Raw genomic sequence first — 15,373 nt, 5'->3', positions numbered from 1 at the left:
CAGGCTGTTGCCCGCCAATTTCTAGCTAAAGTGCCTGTGCCAGCCAGTCGGGCAGGTCGAGCGCTTTCAGATCATCGACGCGACGATGTTCAACCGACAGACCGTAATCCGGATAGGCGATGCGCTGGCGCTTTTCGTCGGCCTGCGCGACCGGCACGACGACCAGCCGCCGGTTGACCTTTTGCCGGTAATTCATCCGCGCCGTATTTTCCTGTCCGACATAACAACCTTTGGTGAAGCTCACGCCATTCAGCTCTGCTGCATTGCATTCGAGCCACAATGTCTTGTCGCTGCCAAGTTCTGCCGCGCCCTCGGTCACGCCGAGTGACAGGCGGTGTTTCCTATAGGCTTCGTCGACGCATGCATCGGTCTCTGCAGCGTCAAGCCAACGGTGGCCCAATGCAGGCAAACGCGGATCGACTGGCCGGCCTTCCGCCGCCAGGGCCCAATGCACATTGCGTGAATCATCCGGGGCAATATCGATCTTGCGACGCAATCGATAGAGTTTCAGGCGCTTGGCCAATGCTTCGGCCTGATCCTGTTCGCAGTCGATCAGAATATCATTGCCATCGGCCCACAGAAAGAAATCGAACAGGACCTTCCCCTGCGCGGTGAGCAGCGCCGACCATTGCGGCGCACCCTCTGCCACGGCGGTCATATCCTGCGTTACCAGTCCCTGCAGAAACGCCCGGATGTCTTCCGATCCGTCCGTTGGTGAAAGGCGGATCAGGGCGCGGTCATTAAGTCTGGTTTCGGTCATGGCATTTAGGTAGGGTGCGCGGAGCGAAAAACCAAGCCTTACGCGGAGCTATATGACCGATACTATTACCATACGCCGTCCGGACGACTGGCACGTGCACCTCCGCGATGGCGCTATGCTGGAAGCGGTGGCGCCGTTCACCGCGCGGCAATTTGCCCGGGCGATCATCATGCCCAATCTGTCGCCGCCCGTTACCACCGCCGCAAGTGCAGCGGCCTATCGGGACCGGATCATGGCAGCGCTGCCGGAGGGTACGGATTTCACACCCCTGATGACCTGTTATCTCACCGATGATGCCGATGCGGACGATATTGCTGCGGGTCACGCCGCCGGTATTTTCACCGCTGCGAAACTCTATCCTGCCAATGCCACGACCAACAGCGCTCATGGTGTGACCGATGTGGCGCATATCATGCCGGTGCTCGAGCGGATGCAGGATATCGGCATGCCGCTGCTGGTCCATGGCGAAGTGACCGACGGTGACATCGATATTTTTGATCGCGAAGCGGTGTTCATCGAACGGGTGTTGAAGCAATTGATCGCGGCATTGCCGGATCTGAAAATCGTGTTCGAGCATATCACGACCGAGCAGGCGGTCCAGTTTGTCGACAGCTGCGGCCCGAATATCGCGGCAACCATCACGCCGCACCATCTGCATATCAATCGCAACGCGATGTTCGCTGGCGGGATCCGCCCGCATGCCTATTGTCTGCCCGTGGCGAAGCGGGAACAGCACCGGCTGGCGCTGCGCAAGGCGGCCACGTCCGGCTCGCCGAAATATTTCCTCGGCACCGACAGCGCGCCGCACGAGATTCACGCCAAACTATCGGCCTGTGGTTGCGCCGGGATTTTTAATGCGCCTTATGCATTGGAAAGCTATGCGGCGGTGTTCGAGGAAGAGGGCGCGCTCGACCGGCTGGAAGCTTTTGCTTCGGAACATGGACCCAATTTTTACGGCTTGCCGCTGAATGAAGCGATGGTCAGTCTGGAGCGGAGCAATATCCATGTGCCGGACGATATGGAATCGGCCGGCTCCAGGCTGGTTCCGTTCCATGCGGGCTCTGATTTGCATTGGCGAATTCTGTAATCCTGAACCGCCAGCAAGCTCAGACGGACTGCGGTTTCCGCGCAGCCTTGCCCGACAGAAAGGAATCGGTCGAGTAGATCGCCAGACTGATCCAGATCAGTGCAAAGCAAATGATGTGGGATGGCGTCAGCGCTTCCTTGTAGATCAATACGCCGACCAGAAACTGGATCGTCGGTGCCAGATAATTCAGCAGGCCGATGGCGCTGAGCGTCATTTTCTTGACCGCTGACGCGAACAGCACCAGCGGAATTGCGGTGACCAGGGCGCCGCCGATCAGCAGCAGGTCAATCATCCGGTCGTCGCCGAGATGCTGGCTCGCCGTTGATGGGGGAAGGCCGAAAGTCAGCCAGATCAAAAACAGGGTGAAGGGAAGGAACAGGATGCTGGTCTCTGCCGTCAGGCCGACGATCGGCCCGATGTCCGCGATCTTGCGAACCAGCCCGTAGCTGCTCCAGGACACCGCCAGTGCGAGACTGATCCACAGCGTGTCCAGTGCCTGCACGGCCAGTACCGAAACGCCGGCCGTGGCAATCGCGATGGCAATCCATTTGTTGCGGGAGAGTTTTTCACCGAGAAATATCCTGCCCCACAAGACGCTGAGCAGAGGGCTGATAAAATAGCCGAGACTTGCCGCAAGAATATGATCCTCGTGCACGGCCCAGACATAGATCAGCCAGTTGGCGGCAATCAGCGAGGCGCTGGCCAGCATTGCCCAGCGCAGTTTTCTGTCGGTGAATGCAGGGCCCAGACTGGCGATATTTTTGCGGAAATAGAGAATGACAAGCAGCAGCGGCACCGACCAGATGATGCGATGGGCGACGATCTCGAGCGCGTCGACGCTTTGCAGCAGCTTGAAATAGACCGGCATCAGGCCCCAGAAGACGCAGGCCGTCAGCGCCTGGAAGAGACCGATTCGGCTGGAGGATAGTGCTCTGGACATGGTGCAGCGCTTAGGCTTCGCGCTGCCGCCGGGCAATCAAGAAATCCTATTGTCCGGAAAACAGGATCAGATAATGCCGCCGCCAATCCACAGCCGCAAGGCGCAGATACCCATGACGATCATGCAGAAATACATGCCGCTGGTGCGGGAAGAGATCAGGCCGAACAGAGCGCCGATGCCGGCGATCGGCAGGATCAGCCAGTTGGTCCATCCGAGCAGGGGGACCAGGCCGATGAAGGAGAGAATGAGGGCGATAACGCCGATGAAAATGGAGATAAGATTGAACATTACTGTATTATAGCCATAGTGCACCAGCATTTCAAGCATTTGCAAATCAACATGCTCATACTAGTCTGGCTGTTCGGGGGAGAATGAACATGGCCATTGACGAGATCAGGATAGAAACGGAGCGGTTGATCCTGCGTCCGCCCAATAGCGATGATTTCGAGCAATGGGCCGCGTTTCAGGCGGATGAATCCACGATGACCTTTATCGGCGGCGTCAAAAGCCGTGCCGAAAGCTGGCGGGACTTATGCGCCATGGTTGGGGCCTGGCACGTTCGCGGCTATGCGATGTTCTCGCTGATACTCAAAGACAGCGGCAAGTGGATTGGCCGCATCGGACCCTGGTACCCCGACGGCTGGCCGGGCACGGAAGTGGGCTGGGGCGTGGCACCGGACTATGCCGGCAAGGGCTATGCGCTGGAAGCAGCGGTAGCCAGCATGAACTATGCGGTCGATACGCTGGGCTGGAGCGATATCTGTCATACGATAGATCCCGCCAATCTGGCGTCGATCAGATTGGCGCAGCGGCTGGGTTCGACCAATCGCGGACCGACAAGATTGCCAGACCCTTATCAGGATGCGCGGGTTGACGACTGGGGGCAATCGCGCGAACAATGGCAAGAGAATAGAAAAGATTTCCAGTAGGAGAACAGCCATGGCCGAAGATCGCTATCTCGATCCCACACGCGAAAGTTTTGACGCCTTCAAGGCGTTGCCGCGCGATGTGCCGATCAATATGCTGAATCTGCTGCGCTTTCACGAGACGGCACAATATCTTGCGGATCATCCCAATGCGGGCAAGGGATGGAGCGGTGCGCGCGCCTACGAAGAATATGGCAAGACCAGCGGACCGATATTCGAACGGGTTGGCGGAACGATACTCTGGCGGGGTCGGATGGAATGCATGGTCATCGGGCCCGATGACAAGCAGTGGGATTCTTCCTTCATCGCCCGCTATCCGAACAGCGGTGCATTCATGGAAATGGTCACCGATCCGGAATATCAAAAGGCCGTGGTCAACCGTCAGGCCGCCGTTCTGACGTCCCGTCTGATCCGTTTCGGTGAAATGGACGGGCCGAATACGTTCGGATGAAGTCCCGATTCGGGACAAAGAGTTAACGAATAGTCACCGGATTAACCAGTTTCCCTAACGGAATATTAACTCTTTTTATTGCATGTGTTTCCCCAAATTCAGGAGCAAATTGCATGTCCAATCTTTCCCGTTCCCTTTGGCTGTCCGCTGCGGCTTTCGCGCTGCCCCTGACACTTGCCGCCTGTGGCAGCAATGAAGCGAGTGATGAAGAACTGGCAAAGCTGGACGACAATCTGACCTCCGATCCGGCGATGAACGATGCGCTGGAAGATGCTATCCTGGTCGATCCCGAACTCACGGATCAGGCGAACCGCAACGCAATTCGCGGGGCCAATGGTGCAGCAGATGGCGCGGTACCGCCGGGAACAGGTAAAGACGGGCGAGCCGCTGCCAAGGCAGCGCTAGGCGGCAAAATCCTTGCGGCGCCGAAGCCGCGGCAGATGACATCGGACGATGAAGGCCTGACGCTGGGTGACAAAGCCGAACTGCAGGAGACGCGGCAGAACAAGCCGGTATGCAAGGACAAGCTGACCTACGACATGGGCTGGGCCAACAAGATGCCTCCGGAATTTGCGGTCTACCCACACGCAAATGTGCAGGAAGCGGCTGGCAAATGCGATCTTCGCGTGGTCAGCTTCATCACCGCGACGCCGATCAAGAGCATCGTCGATTATTATTATACCAAGGCAAAACGTGGTGGATATGACGCCGAATATCTGTTGCGGGGCAGCGAGCATGTTCTGGGCGGCTCAAAACCGAATGAAAATAGTGCCTATGTGATCACCCTGAACAAACGCTCGGGCGGTGGCACGGTTGTCGATATTGTCGCCAGCAACGGCGGCTAGTTTGGAAGAGACTGCACCGGATGGTTCGTTGTAGCTATTCGGCTTTCAGAGGTGGCCCGCTCCGGCCACCTTTTTTTTGTCCGCTCTATTCGCGGTAGCTGCCGCCGCCATCGACGGTAATGTCATTGGCGGTGGTGAAGCTGCTCAGGTCGCTGGCCAGCCATAGCATCGCATTGGCGACTTCGACCGCTTGCCCAACCCGGTTGATCGGATGGTTGCGGTTGAACAGTTCCACCGCTTCGTCATGCGGGCCGGGATAGGCGGCGAGATAGCGCTGGTACATTGGCGTGTCGATCGCGCCGGGATGCACGGTGTTCACCCGGACCGGATATTTTTCGGCCGCACAATGCAGCGCGAGCGATTTGCTCAGCGATGTGACCGCTGCCTTGCTGGCGCAATAGGCTGCGAACTGGGCGCCGGGACGCATCGCGAGCATCGAACCGATATTCACGATCGCACCGTCCTCGCCGCTTTCGATAATTGCGGGAAGTCCGACACGGCAGCCGTAAAATGTGCCCTGGAGATTGATATCAATCGTCCGGTTCCAGCTTTCGAGATCGACCTCGTCAACCGAGCCGGGTTCCGAAATGCCTGCGACATTGAACAGGGTCGTCATCTTGCCAAAGCGTTTCTTCGTGGCATCGACAGCGGCCTGCCACTGGTCGAGATTGCGGACATCGAGCTCGACCGCATCGGCGCGGTCACCCAGGGATTCCGCCAGTTCTTTCGCCTTGTCGATCTGGATATCGGCCAGCATCACCGATCCGCCTTCCTCGACGACGCGCCGACCGGCGGTGCCGCCAATACCTTCTGCGCCGCCCGATATCAGCGCGACTTTTCCGTCCATCATGCCCATTTTAGATTCCCGTTCCTAGCCTGTCTTTGGTCTATTTCTTGTCGAACAGGATTGGCAGATTGGCCAGTCCCCGCAGCATCATATTGGGCGGATAGTTGAGTTCCGCGCCTTCCCTGATGCGGATATTGTCCATCCGTTTGGCAAATTGCTGGAACGATACGGTCATTTCCTTGCGCGAGAGCATATTGCCAACGCACATGTGGATGCCCTTGCCGAATGCCAGATGGGTGCGCGCATTCTTGCGGTCGACCCGGAATTGGTTCGGATTTTCAAACTGCTTGGGATCGCGGTTGGCGGCGTGATAGCGCATCATCACCATCGCGCCCTTGGGCAGCATCACGCCGCCCAGTTCGGCATCGCGGTGCATGACCCGCCAGATACCCGAGGAACCGCTCGACATGCGCAGCACTTCCTCGACCGCATTGGGGATCAGCGATGGATCATCCTGGATCTTCTTATACTGATCCGGGTTGGTGGCGAAAAGCCGCATGCCTTCGGCCAGCGCCGCGGTCGTGGTTTCATTGCCGGCGACCATCAGCTGCTGCACGATCGACAGGGATTCTGCATCGTCAAGCGGACGTTCGCCATCAACCCGGGCGTTGACCAGGTCGGAGAGGATGTCGTTCTTCGCCTCCTTGCGCCGTTCGTCCATATTGGCCTTCAGCGCGTGCTGATATTCGACCACCTCGCGCTCGGTTTCCAGTTGCCGCTCGCGTGTCATCATGCCGGACAGACGGTCAACAAAGGCGTTGGTCCAGCGCTTGATCGTGTGGGCGTCGGCGATGTCGAGGCCCAGTTGCACGGCAATCGTCCGGACGGGCATCGGGATCGCATATTCCTCGACAAATTCGCATTCGCCCTTGTCGATAAAATTGTCGATCAGCTCGTTCGACATTTCCCGCATACTGTCTTCCAGCTTGTTCACTTTCGGCATTGAAAAGGCGAGATTGACCAGCTTCCGGAACCGCGTGTGGACTGGCTGGTCGGCGGTCAGCAGAGTGTTGACTTGCGGCCAGCCCTTTGCCTGAATCGCCTGCAATTCCTCGTCATTCTCAAGCTCTTCTTCGGATTTTCCGCCTGAGAGCAGTGCGTTGAAATTGTTGGAAAAATCATCCAACCGGCCGACAGCTTCGGAGATCAGGTCATAGTCCAGCACAACATAGGTGCCGCTGGCTTCATCGAAGAAAACCGGGCTTTTGGCGCGCTTCTCTTCATAGAAATCAAATGGATCAACCAATATGTCCGGTTGAAAAAGGGATTTGGAGACTGCTTCGTTCATGGCAAGTTCCTGTTCTGGTCAGTCGAAGGAAGGTGTGGGCTTGCCTTCAGCATTATAAACCGGTCCTTCGGCATCGACCCGATATTTGGCGCTGACGGCGTTGATCAGGCCGAAGCTGCCGATATGGGCAAGCATATTGGCATAATGGACATTCTGAAAATGCCGGGCGAGGGCTTCCTCGTCGGTCCATTCCTCGAACACTTCGATGCGCGACGGGTTATGCATGTCGGCGGCCCAGCTATAGCAGAGGCACCCTTCCTGGCTCAGCGCGCCATCGATAAAGGGTTGCGCCTTTTTCAGACATTCTTCGCGCGTCGCCGGTTCAACGTCGATATGCGCCGCGATCAATATTTTTGCCATGTTCCAGATGCTCCTAAAGCTTGTTTCCGCCCAATTGGGCGACGATGACAAATATGCGTTTGCTGTAAAGCCACTGGCCATCGACTTTGACAAATTCATCGTCATAGCGCCCGCCCGCAACGCGCGGCACGCCCTTTTCGACCAGGATTTCGTGGGTCTGGTAGCGGCCGGATGCAGTGTCGCCAGTGACGGCAAGGCTGCCCGGAATGCCGAGAAAGCTGACGGCATCAAACTGGGCCATCGCGCCGTTCCAGAGATTGACGATATTGTCGCGGCCGACCACTTCGGTGCCCATCAGCGACCAGACTGCATCTTCCGTCCACAGCGCGCCCCAGTCATCCGGGTCCTTGCGCAGCACCGCGTCGCAATAGCTGTCGTGCAATTCCCGGATGGCCAGCCGGTCTTCTATTGGTCCTGAAAACATGGACTCATCCTCTCCTGATTATGGAGAGACTACACGGCAAAAGCGCCGGAAAAACAAGCTGCCATAAGTGCTAGCGAGAGTGGCTCAATCGCCGCTGATCCGTTCGATATCCGCGCCCACCGCCGCCAGTTTCTCTTCCAGCCGTTCATAGCCGCGATCAAGATGGTAGATGCGTTGCAGGCGGGTTTCGCCTTCCGCTGCCAGTCCGGCAATCGCCAGACTCATCGAGGCGCGCAGATCGGTCGCCATCACCGGCGCGCCGGTCAGTTTCTGGACGCCCCGGACCACGGCGGTGCGGCCCTTGGTCTCGATATCGGCACCCATCCGGTTGAGTTCGGGCACGTGCATATAGCGATTTTCGAAAATCGTTTCGGTCAGCACGCTGGCACCATCGGCGAGGCAGAGCATCGCCATCAGCTGCGCCTGCATGTCCGTGGCAAGACCGGGATAGGGAGCAGTGGACAGGGTGAGTGGTTTGAGCTTGCCGTCAGAGGCGACTCTTATCCCCTTGGCATGAACGTCGATATTCAGGCCAGCGAGCCGCAGCGCGTCCAGGGTGGCTTCCATTTCGTCAGCCTTGGCGGCGAGCAGATCGACTTCGCCGCCGGCGATGCCGACCGCGCAGGCGTAGCTGCCCGCTTCGATCCGGTCCGACATCACCCGATAGGTGCAGCCGTGCAGCCGGTCGACACCGGTGATGGTCAATGTCGAAGAGCCAATGCCTTCGATTTCAGCACCCATGGCAACCAGCATGTTGCACAGGTCGACAATTTCCGGTTCCCGCGCTGCGTTTCTCAGGATGCTTGTGCCATTGGCCAGCACCGCTGCCATTAACGCATTTTCCGTTGCACCGACCGATACCACAGGGAAGGTGAAATCGCCGCCGGGCAAGCCGCCATCGGGTACGCGTGCAATCACATAGCCGCTCGTGGTTTCAATGGTGGCGCCGAGGGCTTCAATTGCTTTCAAATGCAGATCGATCGGCCGGTTGCCGATCGCGCAGCCACCGGGCAGCGAGACGCGGCATTCGCCAGCGCGGGCCAGCAGCGGACCCAATACCAATATCGAGGCGCGCATCTTGCGAACAATGTCATAAGGTGCTTCGGTCGAGGTGATCCGGCCTGCTTTCAGCGTCATCACCCGGCCGAAATCTTCCGGTCTCGCGCCCTCAATCGTGGTCGAAACGCCCAGCTGGTTGAGCAGATGGCCGAAACTGTCGACATCGGCGAGTCGCGGTAGGTTGCGCAGGGTGACCGGTTCATCGGTCAGCAGCGCACATGGCAGCAGGGTCAGTGCGCTATTTTTGGCTCCCGAAATGGGGATTGAGCCAGACAGGCGATTGCCGCCGCGTATCGAGATAATATCCATGGTCTAGCATTTACCGGAAATGGCGATGCAGGCAAGTCTATTGCGCCGGTTGAAAGCCGGCGCAGCGGCATGACGGGCTAGTTTCTCAGCAATCCGAGCGCGGCATAAGCGGCTTCCACCGTTGGCCGTGCCATTGCCGAGGCTTTTTCCGAACCGTCGCGTAAAATTGCGTCGATCGCTGACGTATCCTTGCGCAATTCTTCGAACCGCTCGCGGATCGGCGACAATTTGCTTACCGCCAGATCGGCCAGCGCCGGTTTGAAATCGCCAAAGCCCTTGCCCGCATATTCGGCGATCACCGCGTCCTGCGATTGGTCGGCGAGCGCGGCATAAATGCCGATCAGATTTCTCGCTTCCGGGCGTTCGGCGAGATCGGCCATATTGTCGGGCAATGGCTCGGGATCGGTCTTTGCCTTCTTCATCTTGCGGGCGATCGTCTCGTCATCGTCGCTCATGTTGATGCGGCTGAGATCGGACGGGTCCGACTTGCTCATTTTCGCATTGCCATCGCGCAGGCTCATGATCCGGGCTGCTGTCTTGCCGATAAAGGGTTCGGGCAGGGTGAAGGTTTCAGTGCTCGTATCGCTGTTGAACTTCGAGGCAATATCGCGGGCCAGCTCGAGATGCTGTTTCTGATCCTCGCCGACGGGAACATGGGTCGCCTGATAGACCAGCACGTCTGCCGCCTGCAGCACCGGATAGCCATAAAGACCGAGCGAGGCTCTTTGTTTGTGCTTGCCGGACTTTTCCTTGAACTGGGTCATCCGGTCGAGCCAGCCCATCGGGGTGTTGCAGATCAGCATCCAGGCCAGTTCTGCGTGAGCGGGTACGCGCGCCTGATTAAACAGGATCGATTTGTCGGGATCGACTCCGGCGGCGACCAGTGCCGCGACCATTTCACGGCAATTGGACGCTAGTTCCGCCGGGTCGTTGTGGACGGTGATGGCGTGCAAGTCGGCGAGGAAAAACAGGCATTCGCCTTCGTCCTGCATCTTCACCCAGTTCTTGATCGCACCCAGATAATTGCCGAGATGGAGATTACCCGTGGGCTGTATGCCCGATACCGTCCGCATCGTTTTAACTTCCTTCGCTGGCGGCTTCCTCTGCCGCTTTCTTCTTCGTCAGCATGGTGATCTTGTCGCGATCGATCGCGCCGGTCAGCCATGCAAGTGCGGCATAAACCAGTCCGCCGACGCTGACCAGAGCGGTGATCGATCCGACTCGCTGCCAGATCGTCCCGTCATAGAGACCATCGCCAATCGGCGCGGCGTAGACCAGCACCACGGCCATGCCAGCGGCTGACAGCGTGATCCGCCCGATCCGCAGCAGCAATGTCCATTCCAGATGAAAATGGCCGCGCCGGTGGAGCATGGTGTAAAGCATCGCGCAATTGCACCAGGCGGCTACCGCACCGGCAAAGGCAAGGCCCTTGATGCCATAGACGGGGATCAGCAGCAGGTTGAGCGTGATGTTGATGAGCAGGGAAATAGCGGCAGTATAGACCGGTGTCTTGGTATCCTTGCGCGCGAAGAACCCCGGGATCAGTACTTTTACCAGCACATAGGCAGGCAATCCGACAACAAGTGCGGCGACGACAGCAGAGGTGGTCTGGCCATCGGCGGCGGTGAAATTGCCACCCACATAAAAGGAGGTGACCAGCGGTCCCGCGGCGAAAAACAGGGCGATGGCGGCCGGAATGGTGAGCAGCATGCCCAGTTCGATGGCGTTGCTTTGCAGTCGCTGCGCGCCGCCGAGATCGTCCTTGGCGATGAAGCGCGACAGCGCCGGGAGGATAGCGGTGCCAAGGGCAATGCCGATAATCCCGAGCGGCAGCTGGTTCAGCCGATCCGCCATTGCCAGATAGACGAACGACCCCTCCGGCAGGCGTCCGAGAAAGAACAGGTCGATGAAGCGGCTGATCTGGTAAATACCGGCACCAAAAACGGCGGGCAGGATAAGCACGCCCAGTTCTTTCACATCGGCCTTGAATTTCGGCATTTTGAGAGGAAAGCGAAAGCCGGTCTTGCGCGCCCAGTAATAGAGCCAGAGCATTTGCACCAGTCCGGCCGTGGCCACTGCAATCGCCAGAAAATAGGCAGTTTGACGCGGATCGTTCCCGTCATTGACCAGTTGGGAGGCGAGAAGCGCGGTGATCATGCAGATATTGAGCATGATCGGCGCCGCCGCGGCTGCCGCGAACTTGCTCAGCGAATTCAATATCGCCGCGAACAGGGTGGTGATGCTGATCAGGCCGAGATAGGGGAAGGTTATCCGGGCCAGCGACACCGAAAAGCCGTCGGTGCGGCCTCCGCGCCCAAAATCGTCGATCAGCCAGATGATACCCGGCATGGCCAGCATCATGATTGCCGAAAAGACCAGCAACAGGGGCACGAACACCGACAGCACGTCGACTGCGAAATTCTGCGCTGCCGTCCGATCCTCGTCCGCTTCCATCTTGCGGTTGAACAGCGGCACAAAGGCAGCCGAAAACGCGCCTTCGGCGAACAGACGGCGAAAAATATTGGGTAGCTGAAATGCGAGCTGCCAGGCATCGGCCGCTGCACCGGCACCGAGTATCCGGGCCAGCAGAATATCGCGGACGAAGCCGAATATGCGGCTGACCAGAGTCAGCCCGGCAATGGTTCCTGTGGATTTGAGCAGGTTCATACCTGCTACCCTAGCAAGGTCGTTTAAGCGTTGCCAACCGGCTGCTCGCCCGCTTGCTGTGCTGCCATCTGTTCGCGTTGCTGCATGTAGAGCGCGGTGAAATCAATCGGCTCAAGCAACAAGGCCTGGAATCCGGCGTCGCGCACGGCATCGGAAATAATCGCCCGGGCAAAGGGGAAGAGGAGCCGCGGTGCTTCGGCAAACAGGAATGGATGCGCCTGCTCTTCGGAGACGTTGCGCAGACCGAAAAGGCCACAATAAAGAAGCTCTATCGCGAACGCGACGCCTTCGTCCGCCTTGGCGGTGACGTCAATTTTCAATTCGACTTCATGGACTTCATCGGAGACTTGCGAAGAGCCGATATTGAACTGCACATCAATCTGTGGCTGTGCATTCCACTGGTAAACGTCCGGTGCGTTCGGGTTTTCGACCGAAAGATCCTTCACATATTGCGAAATCACGCCGATCTGCGGCGCGGTGTCTGCACCATTAGCAAGCGGGTCCGGCGTCGTTACATTCCCGGCGGTATTTGCGTCGGATTCGTTTTTATCATTCTCATCAGCCATCGGGCCTGTCCTTTCGGAAAATCAGTCAAACATGTCCTATGGCGCATATTGCGGCGCCGTTCGAAGCGCGCCTAGCAGGGGACGGAACCTAGGGCAATCAAAGAGTAAACTGCTATTACGGCATCCGGCATGCAAGCGTATTTGTAAGGGCAGGTTCACAAATTGGCCGATAGAAGAGGCGGGCCAATTGCGGCAAAGCGGCTTTTTCACGAATGCTATTTGAAACCGCCCCTATTTCCGCCTATGTATAGGGTCAAAGAAAAGATTGGATACCGAAGTGACCATCGAAATCGTATTATTGGCAATGGTAGCGGCCTTTCTGGGCTTGCGCCTCTATTCTGTGCTGGGCAAGCGCAGTGGTCATGAGCAGGAACATATGCCGCGTAACATCGAGCCGCGTGCCAGTGATCGCAGACCGCTGGGCGATGCCAAGCCGCATGTTCCGGATATTGTTCCCGCACCAGCTGGCACAGCCAATATGGTCTATGACAGCAGTGCGGAAGCCGGGATGCGGGATATTCTGAGCGCTGATCGCAATTTCGATGTCGGCCGGTTTGTCGAAGGTTCACAAGCCGCCTATGGCATGATTCTGGAAGCCTTCTGGAAGGGCGACAAGGAAGAATTGAAAACGCTTTGTGATGAAGATGTTTACGAAAGCTTTGCTGAAGTCATCGACGCGCGGGAGAAGCGGGGCGAAATATTGGAAAACCAGCTTGTGCGAATCGACAATGCGCGCATTTCCGCTGCGGAATATCGGCGACCTGTGGCTCGTATCACGGTGCAATTTGATGCCGATATCGCTGCGGTGGTGAAGGACAAGAAGGGCAATCTGATTGGTGGTTCGCTATCCGACGCGGCAGAAACCCATGATGTCTGGACCTTCAGCCGCGATCTCTCCAGTGCCGACCCAAACTGGTTGCTTGACGAAACCGATGAGGCCTGACTCTCGGTTGACGAGTAGCATGGTCATGAAAACAGGGGTGCTTTTCGGGGCAATGGCGATGCTCAGCGCCTGTTCCATGTCGATCATTCCTGAGGGTGCCGCGCAAAGCCGTCCGGCATCACAGGACAGTGAATGGGTTGCTGGCGATGCGCCCGATGCCGCCGTTCCGCCACCCCTCTACAAAAACGGCGCGCCGGCCAGATTCCAGCCCGTCAATCCCGCACAGCTCGTAAGTATCGGTGATGACTCGACCCGTGCAACGGGTTCCGGTGTCGCACTGGGGCCAGATGTAGCAAGCCTAAATCTGACGGAGTCAAAAGCTGCATCAGCTTTGCAATCTTATCGCACCAGCTGCATGTCGCTGGTCCGCCGCGAGGATAACAGCGGTCTGACCAATGGTGCCGACTGGCAATCGTCCTGCACCGCCGCCCAGAGCTGGCAAGAAAAAGATGCCGCGCGCTTTTTTGAATCCTATTTCGAAACAGTGCAGATTGGCGATGGCAAGGCTTTCGCTACTGGCTATTTCGAGCCGCAGATTAACGGTTCCAGGATCAGGAGCGCCAAATATCCGGTGCCGGTCTATCGGCGCCCCGACAATCTGCTCGACGTGGATCTTGGCCTGTTTTCCGAAGCGCTGAAAGACAAGCGCATTCGTGGCAAGGTCGACGGAACCAAATTGGTGCCGTTTGAAGACCGGGCGCAGATTGATGATGGCGCACTGGCAGGTCAGGGCCTGGAGATCGCCTGGGCACAGGATTATATCGAATTTTTCTTTCTGCAGATTCAGGGCAGTGGCCGTCTGGCGCTGCCCGACGGGTCGGTCATGCGGATCGGCTATGCCGGCCAGAATGGCCAGGATTATACCGGTATCGGCAAAGTGATGCGGGAACGCGGATTGCTGGCTGATGGCAAGACCAACATGCAGGGTATCGTCGAATGGCTGCGGGCCAACCCGCAGGACGGCATGAAGATCATGCGCGAGAATAAAAGCTATGTATTCTTCAACGAACTGACCGGCCCGGGACCATTGGGGGCGATGGGCCATCCGGTGGTTGCACGCACGTCGGTTGCAGCAGACCGGATGTTCGTACCGCTGGGCGCGCCCGTCTTTCTCGACATGGCCCATGATATTGCCGACGGCCTTTGGGTTGCACAGGACAGCGGTGGCGCGATCAAGGGGGCCAACCGCTTCGATACATTCTGGGGCGCAGGGGAAGAAGCGGCCAGAATCGCGGGCGGCATGTCTTCAAACGGGCAGGCGTTGCTGTTCCTGCCCAGAGGCACTGTCTCCAGGCTGGTCGCAGTCCGTCAAAACGCGGGCAAGTAATTTATGTCGGACCGGCCTCTTACCGCCGGCGAAAAGGCGCTCTGGCAGAAGTTCATCGAAAGTGTCGAGCCGATTGATCCGGGACGGGTGAAACGGGTCGAAAGCCTTCCCGTTGCCAAGCGGCCCCGTGATTTATCTGGACCAATCACCGCGGAAAGCTTTGGCGGAAAATCGACCAAAGCCGTCCCGCTGCGCGATCAGAAGCCGGTGCCCACGCGCCACGGCCTCGACGGCGGTTGGGATCGCCGGCTTGCCAAGGGCATGGTCCAGCCCGATGTCACCGTCGATTTGCATGGCTATACGCTGTCATCAGCGCATGGCCGACTCGACAGTGCGCTGGAGCTCAGCATTGCCGCCGGTCATCGCGCGATATTGCTGATCACCGGCAAGGCGCGCAATGATGACGAACGCCGTCGGGAGGGTGGTCGCGGGGCGATCCGGGCGGCAATTTCTGATTGGTTGGCGGCGTCCCGGCATCACGCGCATATTGCAACGGTGCGGCGCGCGCATCCCCGACATGGCGGCGCAGGCGCGCTATATATTATTTTGCGGCGACGGCGCTGAGCGCCAGACT

General features: G+C 58.1%; 18 protein-coding genes. 7 read left to right on the top strand and 11 right to left on the bottom strand.

Features of this window, described 5'->3' with window-relative positions; translation table 11 throughout:
- Nucleotides 1–25: 25 nt before the first annotated feature.
- Complete coding sequence (gene ygfZ, locus AZE99_RS15125; RefSeq protein WP_067202874.1) at nucleotides 26–760, bottom strand: CAF17-like 4Fe-4S cluster assembly/insertion protein YgfZ; 735 nt, start codon at nucleotides 758–760, stop codon at nucleotides 26–28.
- Nucleotides 761–812: 52 nt separating this feature from the next.
- Here ygfZ and pyrC point away from each other — a divergent pair, with 52 nt between their 5' ends.
- A complete protein-coding gene (pyrC, locus tag AZE99_RS15120) occupies nucleotides 813–1,847 on the top strand; it encodes a dihydroorotase (protein ID WP_067202871.1) in 1,035 nt (344 codons plus the stop codon).
- 19 nt (nucleotides 1,848–1,866) lie between these two features.
- On the opposite strand, the gene rarD is transcribed toward pyrC, so the two are convergent.
- Nucleotides 1,867–2,787 (bottom strand): EamA family transporter RarD, encoded by a 921-nt coding sequence (gene rarD, locus AZE99_RS15115; RefSeq protein ID WP_156472296.1) that lies wholly within the window; start codon nucleotides 2,785–2,787, stop codon nucleotides 1,867–1,869.
- Nucleotides 2,788–2,853: 66 nt separating this feature from the next.
- The gene (locus AZE99_RS15110; RefSeq protein ID WP_335339241.1) at nucleotides 2,854–3,114 is read right to left on the bottom strand and encodes a hypothetical protein; all 261 of its coding nucleotides are present in this window, start codon (nucleotides 3,112–3,114) and stop codon (nucleotides 2,854–2,856) included.
- A 50-nt stretch (nucleotides 3,115–3,164) separates the two neighbouring features.
- On the opposite strand from AZE99_RS15110, the gene AZE99_RS15105 reads away from it, so the two are divergent.
- The 3 genes from AZE99_RS15105 to AZE99_RS15095 all read left to right on the top strand — a co-directional run bounded on the left by AZE99_RS15105 (nucleotide 3,165) and on the right by AZE99_RS15095 (nucleotide 5,009).
- On the top strand, nucleotides 3,165–3,716 hold the full coding sequence (locus tag AZE99_RS15105; protein ID WP_067202865.1) for a GNAT family N-acetyltransferase: 552 nt from the start codon (nucleotides 3,165–3,167) through the stop codon (nucleotides 3,714–3,716).
- A 10-nt stretch (nucleotides 3,717–3,726) separates the two neighbouring features.
- Entirely contained in the window at nucleotides 3,727–4,164 is a 438-nt protein-coding gene (locus AZE99_RS15100) for a DUF1330 domain-containing protein (RefSeq protein WP_067202862.1), read from the top strand.
- A 113-nt stretch (nucleotides 4,165–4,277) separates the two neighbouring features.
- Nucleotides 4,278–5,009 carry a hypothetical protein gene (locus AZE99_RS15095; RefSeq protein WP_067202859.1) on the top strand — a complete coding sequence of 244 codons (732 nt, stop codon included), beginning with the start codon at nucleotides 4,278–4,280 and terminating at the stop codon, nucleotides 5,007–5,009.
- A gap of 85 nt (nucleotides 5,010–5,094) precedes the next feature.
- Here AZE99_RS15095 and AZE99_RS15090 read toward each other — a convergent pair whose 3' ends face one another.
- The 8 genes from AZE99_RS15090 to secB all read right to left on the bottom strand — a co-directional run bounded on the left by AZE99_RS15090 (nucleotide 5,095) and on the right by secB (nucleotide 12,529).
- Nucleotides 5,095–5,859 carry an SDR family oxidoreductase gene (locus AZE99_RS15090; protein WP_231862639.1) on the bottom strand — a complete coding sequence of 255 codons (765 nt, stop codon included), beginning with the start codon at nucleotides 5,857–5,859 and terminating at the stop codon, nucleotides 5,095–5,097.
- A gap of 37 nt (nucleotides 5,860–5,896) precedes the next feature.
- On the bottom strand, nucleotides 5,897–7,144 hold the full coding sequence (locus AZE99_RS15085) for a cytochrome P450 (protein ID WP_067202853.1): 1,248 nt from the start codon (nucleotides 7,142–7,144) through the stop codon (nucleotides 5,897–5,899).
- A gap of 18 nt (nucleotides 7,145–7,162) precedes the next feature.
- Nucleotides 7,163–7,504, bottom strand: coding sequence for a putative quinol monooxygenase (locus AZE99_RS15080; RefSeq protein ID WP_067202850.1), 342 nt, complete (start codon nucleotides 7,502–7,504; stop codon nucleotides 7,163–7,165).
- A 13-nt stretch (nucleotides 7,505–7,517) separates the two neighbouring features.
- Nucleotides 7,518–7,928 carry a nuclear transport factor 2 family protein gene (locus AZE99_RS15075; RefSeq protein ID WP_067202847.1) on the bottom strand — a complete coding sequence of 137 codons (411 nt, stop codon included), beginning with the start codon at nucleotides 7,926–7,928 and terminating at the stop codon, nucleotides 7,518–7,520.
- A gap of 84 nt (nucleotides 7,929–8,012) precedes the next feature.
- Nucleotides 8,013–9,296, bottom strand: a complete 1,284-nt coding sequence (gene murA, locus AZE99_RS15070) for a UDP-N-acetylglucosamine 1-carboxyvinyltransferase (RefSeq protein ID WP_067202844.1) — start codon at nucleotides 9,294–9,296, stop codon at nucleotides 8,013–8,015.
- 77 nt (nucleotides 9,297–9,373) lie between these two features.
- Nucleotides 9,374–10,369, bottom strand: a complete 996-nt coding sequence (trpS, locus tag AZE99_RS15065) for a tryptophan--tRNA ligase (protein WP_067202840.1) — start codon at nucleotides 10,367–10,369, stop codon at nucleotides 9,374–9,376.
- A gap of 4 nt (nucleotides 10,370–10,373) precedes the next feature.
- Complete coding sequence (gene murJ, locus AZE99_RS15060; protein WP_067202837.1) at nucleotides 10,374–11,963, bottom strand: murein biosynthesis integral membrane protein MurJ; 1,590 nt, start codon at nucleotides 11,961–11,963, stop codon at nucleotides 10,374–10,376.
- Between the two features lie 23 nt (nucleotides 11,964–11,986).
- Nucleotides 11,987–12,529 carry a protein-export chaperone SecB gene (gene secB / locus AZE99_RS15055; protein ID WP_067202834.1) on the bottom strand — a complete coding sequence of 181 codons (543 nt, stop codon included), beginning with the start codon at nucleotides 12,527–12,529 and terminating at the stop codon, nucleotides 11,987–11,989.
- Between the two features lie 277 nt (nucleotides 12,530–12,806).
- On the opposite strand from secB, the gene AZE99_RS15050 reads away from it, so the two are divergent.
- From AZE99_RS15050 to AZE99_RS15040, 3 genes are read left to right on the top strand one after another with little or no spacing between them, the layout of a single operon-like run.
- Entirely contained in the window at nucleotides 12,807–13,472 is a 666-nt protein-coding gene (locus AZE99_RS15050; protein WP_067203765.1) for a Tim44/TimA family putative adaptor protein, read from the top strand.
- A 25-nt stretch (nucleotides 13,473–13,497) separates the two neighbouring features.
- Nucleotides 13,498–14,799, top strand: a complete 1,302-nt coding sequence (gene mltA / locus AZE99_RS15045) for a murein transglycosylase A (RefSeq protein WP_067203763.1) — start codon at nucleotides 13,498–13,500, stop codon at nucleotides 14,797–14,799.
- Nucleotides 14,800–14,802: 3 nt separating this feature from the next.
- Nucleotides 14,803–15,363 (top strand): Smr/MutS family protein, encoded by a 561-nt coding sequence (locus AZE99_RS15040; RefSeq protein WP_067202831.1) that lies wholly within the window; start codon nucleotides 14,803–14,805, stop codon nucleotides 15,361–15,363.
- Nucleotides 15,364–15,373: the final 10 nt, after the last annotated feature.

The sequence above is a fragment of the Sphingorhabdus sp. M41 genome, assembly GCF_001586275.1.
Taxonomy (GTDB): Bacteria; Pseudomonadota; Alphaproteobacteria; order Sphingomonadales; family Sphingomonadaceae; genus Parasphingorhabdus.
This window is presented reverse-complemented; position numbering and strand designations above follow the sequence as displayed.

Excerpts from the sequence above, each read along its gene's own strand:
- ygfZ (WP_067202874.1), bottom strand. The coding sequence starts at position 760 with ATGACCGAAACCAGACTTAATGACCGCGCCCTGATCCGCCTTTCACCA.
- pyrC (WP_067202871.1), top strand. The coding sequence starts at position 813 with ATGACCGATACTATTACCATACGCCGTCCGGACGACTGGCACGTGCAC.
- rarD (WP_156472296.1), bottom strand. The coding sequence starts at position 2,787 with ATGTCCAGAGCACTATCCTCCAGCCGAATCGGTCTCTTCCAGGCGCTG.
- AZE99_RS15110 (WP_335339241.1), bottom strand. The coding sequence starts at position 3,114 with ATGCTTGAAATGCTGGTGCACTATGGCTATAATACAGTAATGTTCAAT.
- AZE99_RS15105 (WP_067202865.1), top strand. The coding sequence starts at position 3,165 with ATGGCCATTGACGAGATCAGGATAGAAACGGAGCGGTTGATCCTGCGT.
- AZE99_RS15100 (WP_067202862.1), top strand. The coding sequence starts at position 3,727 with ATGGCCGAAGATCGCTATCTCGATCCCACACGCGAAAGTTTTGACGCC.
- AZE99_RS15095 (WP_067202859.1), top strand. The coding sequence starts at position 4,278 with ATGTCCAATCTTTCCCGTTCCCTTTGGCTGTCCGCTGCGGCTTTCGCG.
- AZE99_RS15090 (WP_231862639.1), bottom strand. The coding sequence starts at position 5,859 with ATGATGGACGGAAAAGTCGCGCTGATATCGGGCGGCGCAGAAGGTATT.
- AZE99_RS15085 (WP_067202853.1), bottom strand. The coding sequence starts at position 7,144 with ATGAACGAAGCAGTCTCCAAATCCCTTTTTCAACCGGACATATTGGTT.
- AZE99_RS15080 (WP_067202850.1), bottom strand. The coding sequence starts at position 7,504 with ATGGCAAAAATATTGATCGCGGCGCATATCGACGTTGAACCGGCGACG.
- AZE99_RS15075 (WP_067202847.1), bottom strand. The coding sequence starts at position 7,928 with ATGTTTTCAGGACCAATAGAAGACCGGCTGGCCATCCGGGAATTGCAC.
- murA (WP_067202844.1), bottom strand. The coding sequence starts at position 9,296 with ATGGATATTATCTCGATACGCGGCGGCAATCGCCTGTCTGGCTCAATC.
- trpS (WP_067202840.1), bottom strand. The coding sequence starts at position 10,369 with ATGCGGACGGTATCGGGCATACAGCCCACGGGTAATCTCCATCTCGGC.
- murJ (WP_067202837.1), bottom strand. The coding sequence starts at position 11,963 with ATGAACCTGCTCAAATCCACAGGAACCATTGCCGGGCTGACTCTGGTC.
- secB (WP_067202834.1), bottom strand. The coding sequence starts at position 12,529 with ATGGCTGATGAGAATGATAAAAACGAATCCGACGCAAATACCGCCGGG.
- mltA (WP_067203763.1), top strand. The coding sequence starts at position 13,498 with ATGAAAACAGGGGTGCTTTTCGGGGCAATGGCGATGCTCAGCGCCTGT.
- AZE99_RS15040 (WP_067202831.1), top strand. The coding sequence starts at position 14,803 with ATGTCGGACCGGCCTCTTACCGCCGGCGAAAAGGCGCTCTGGCAGAAG.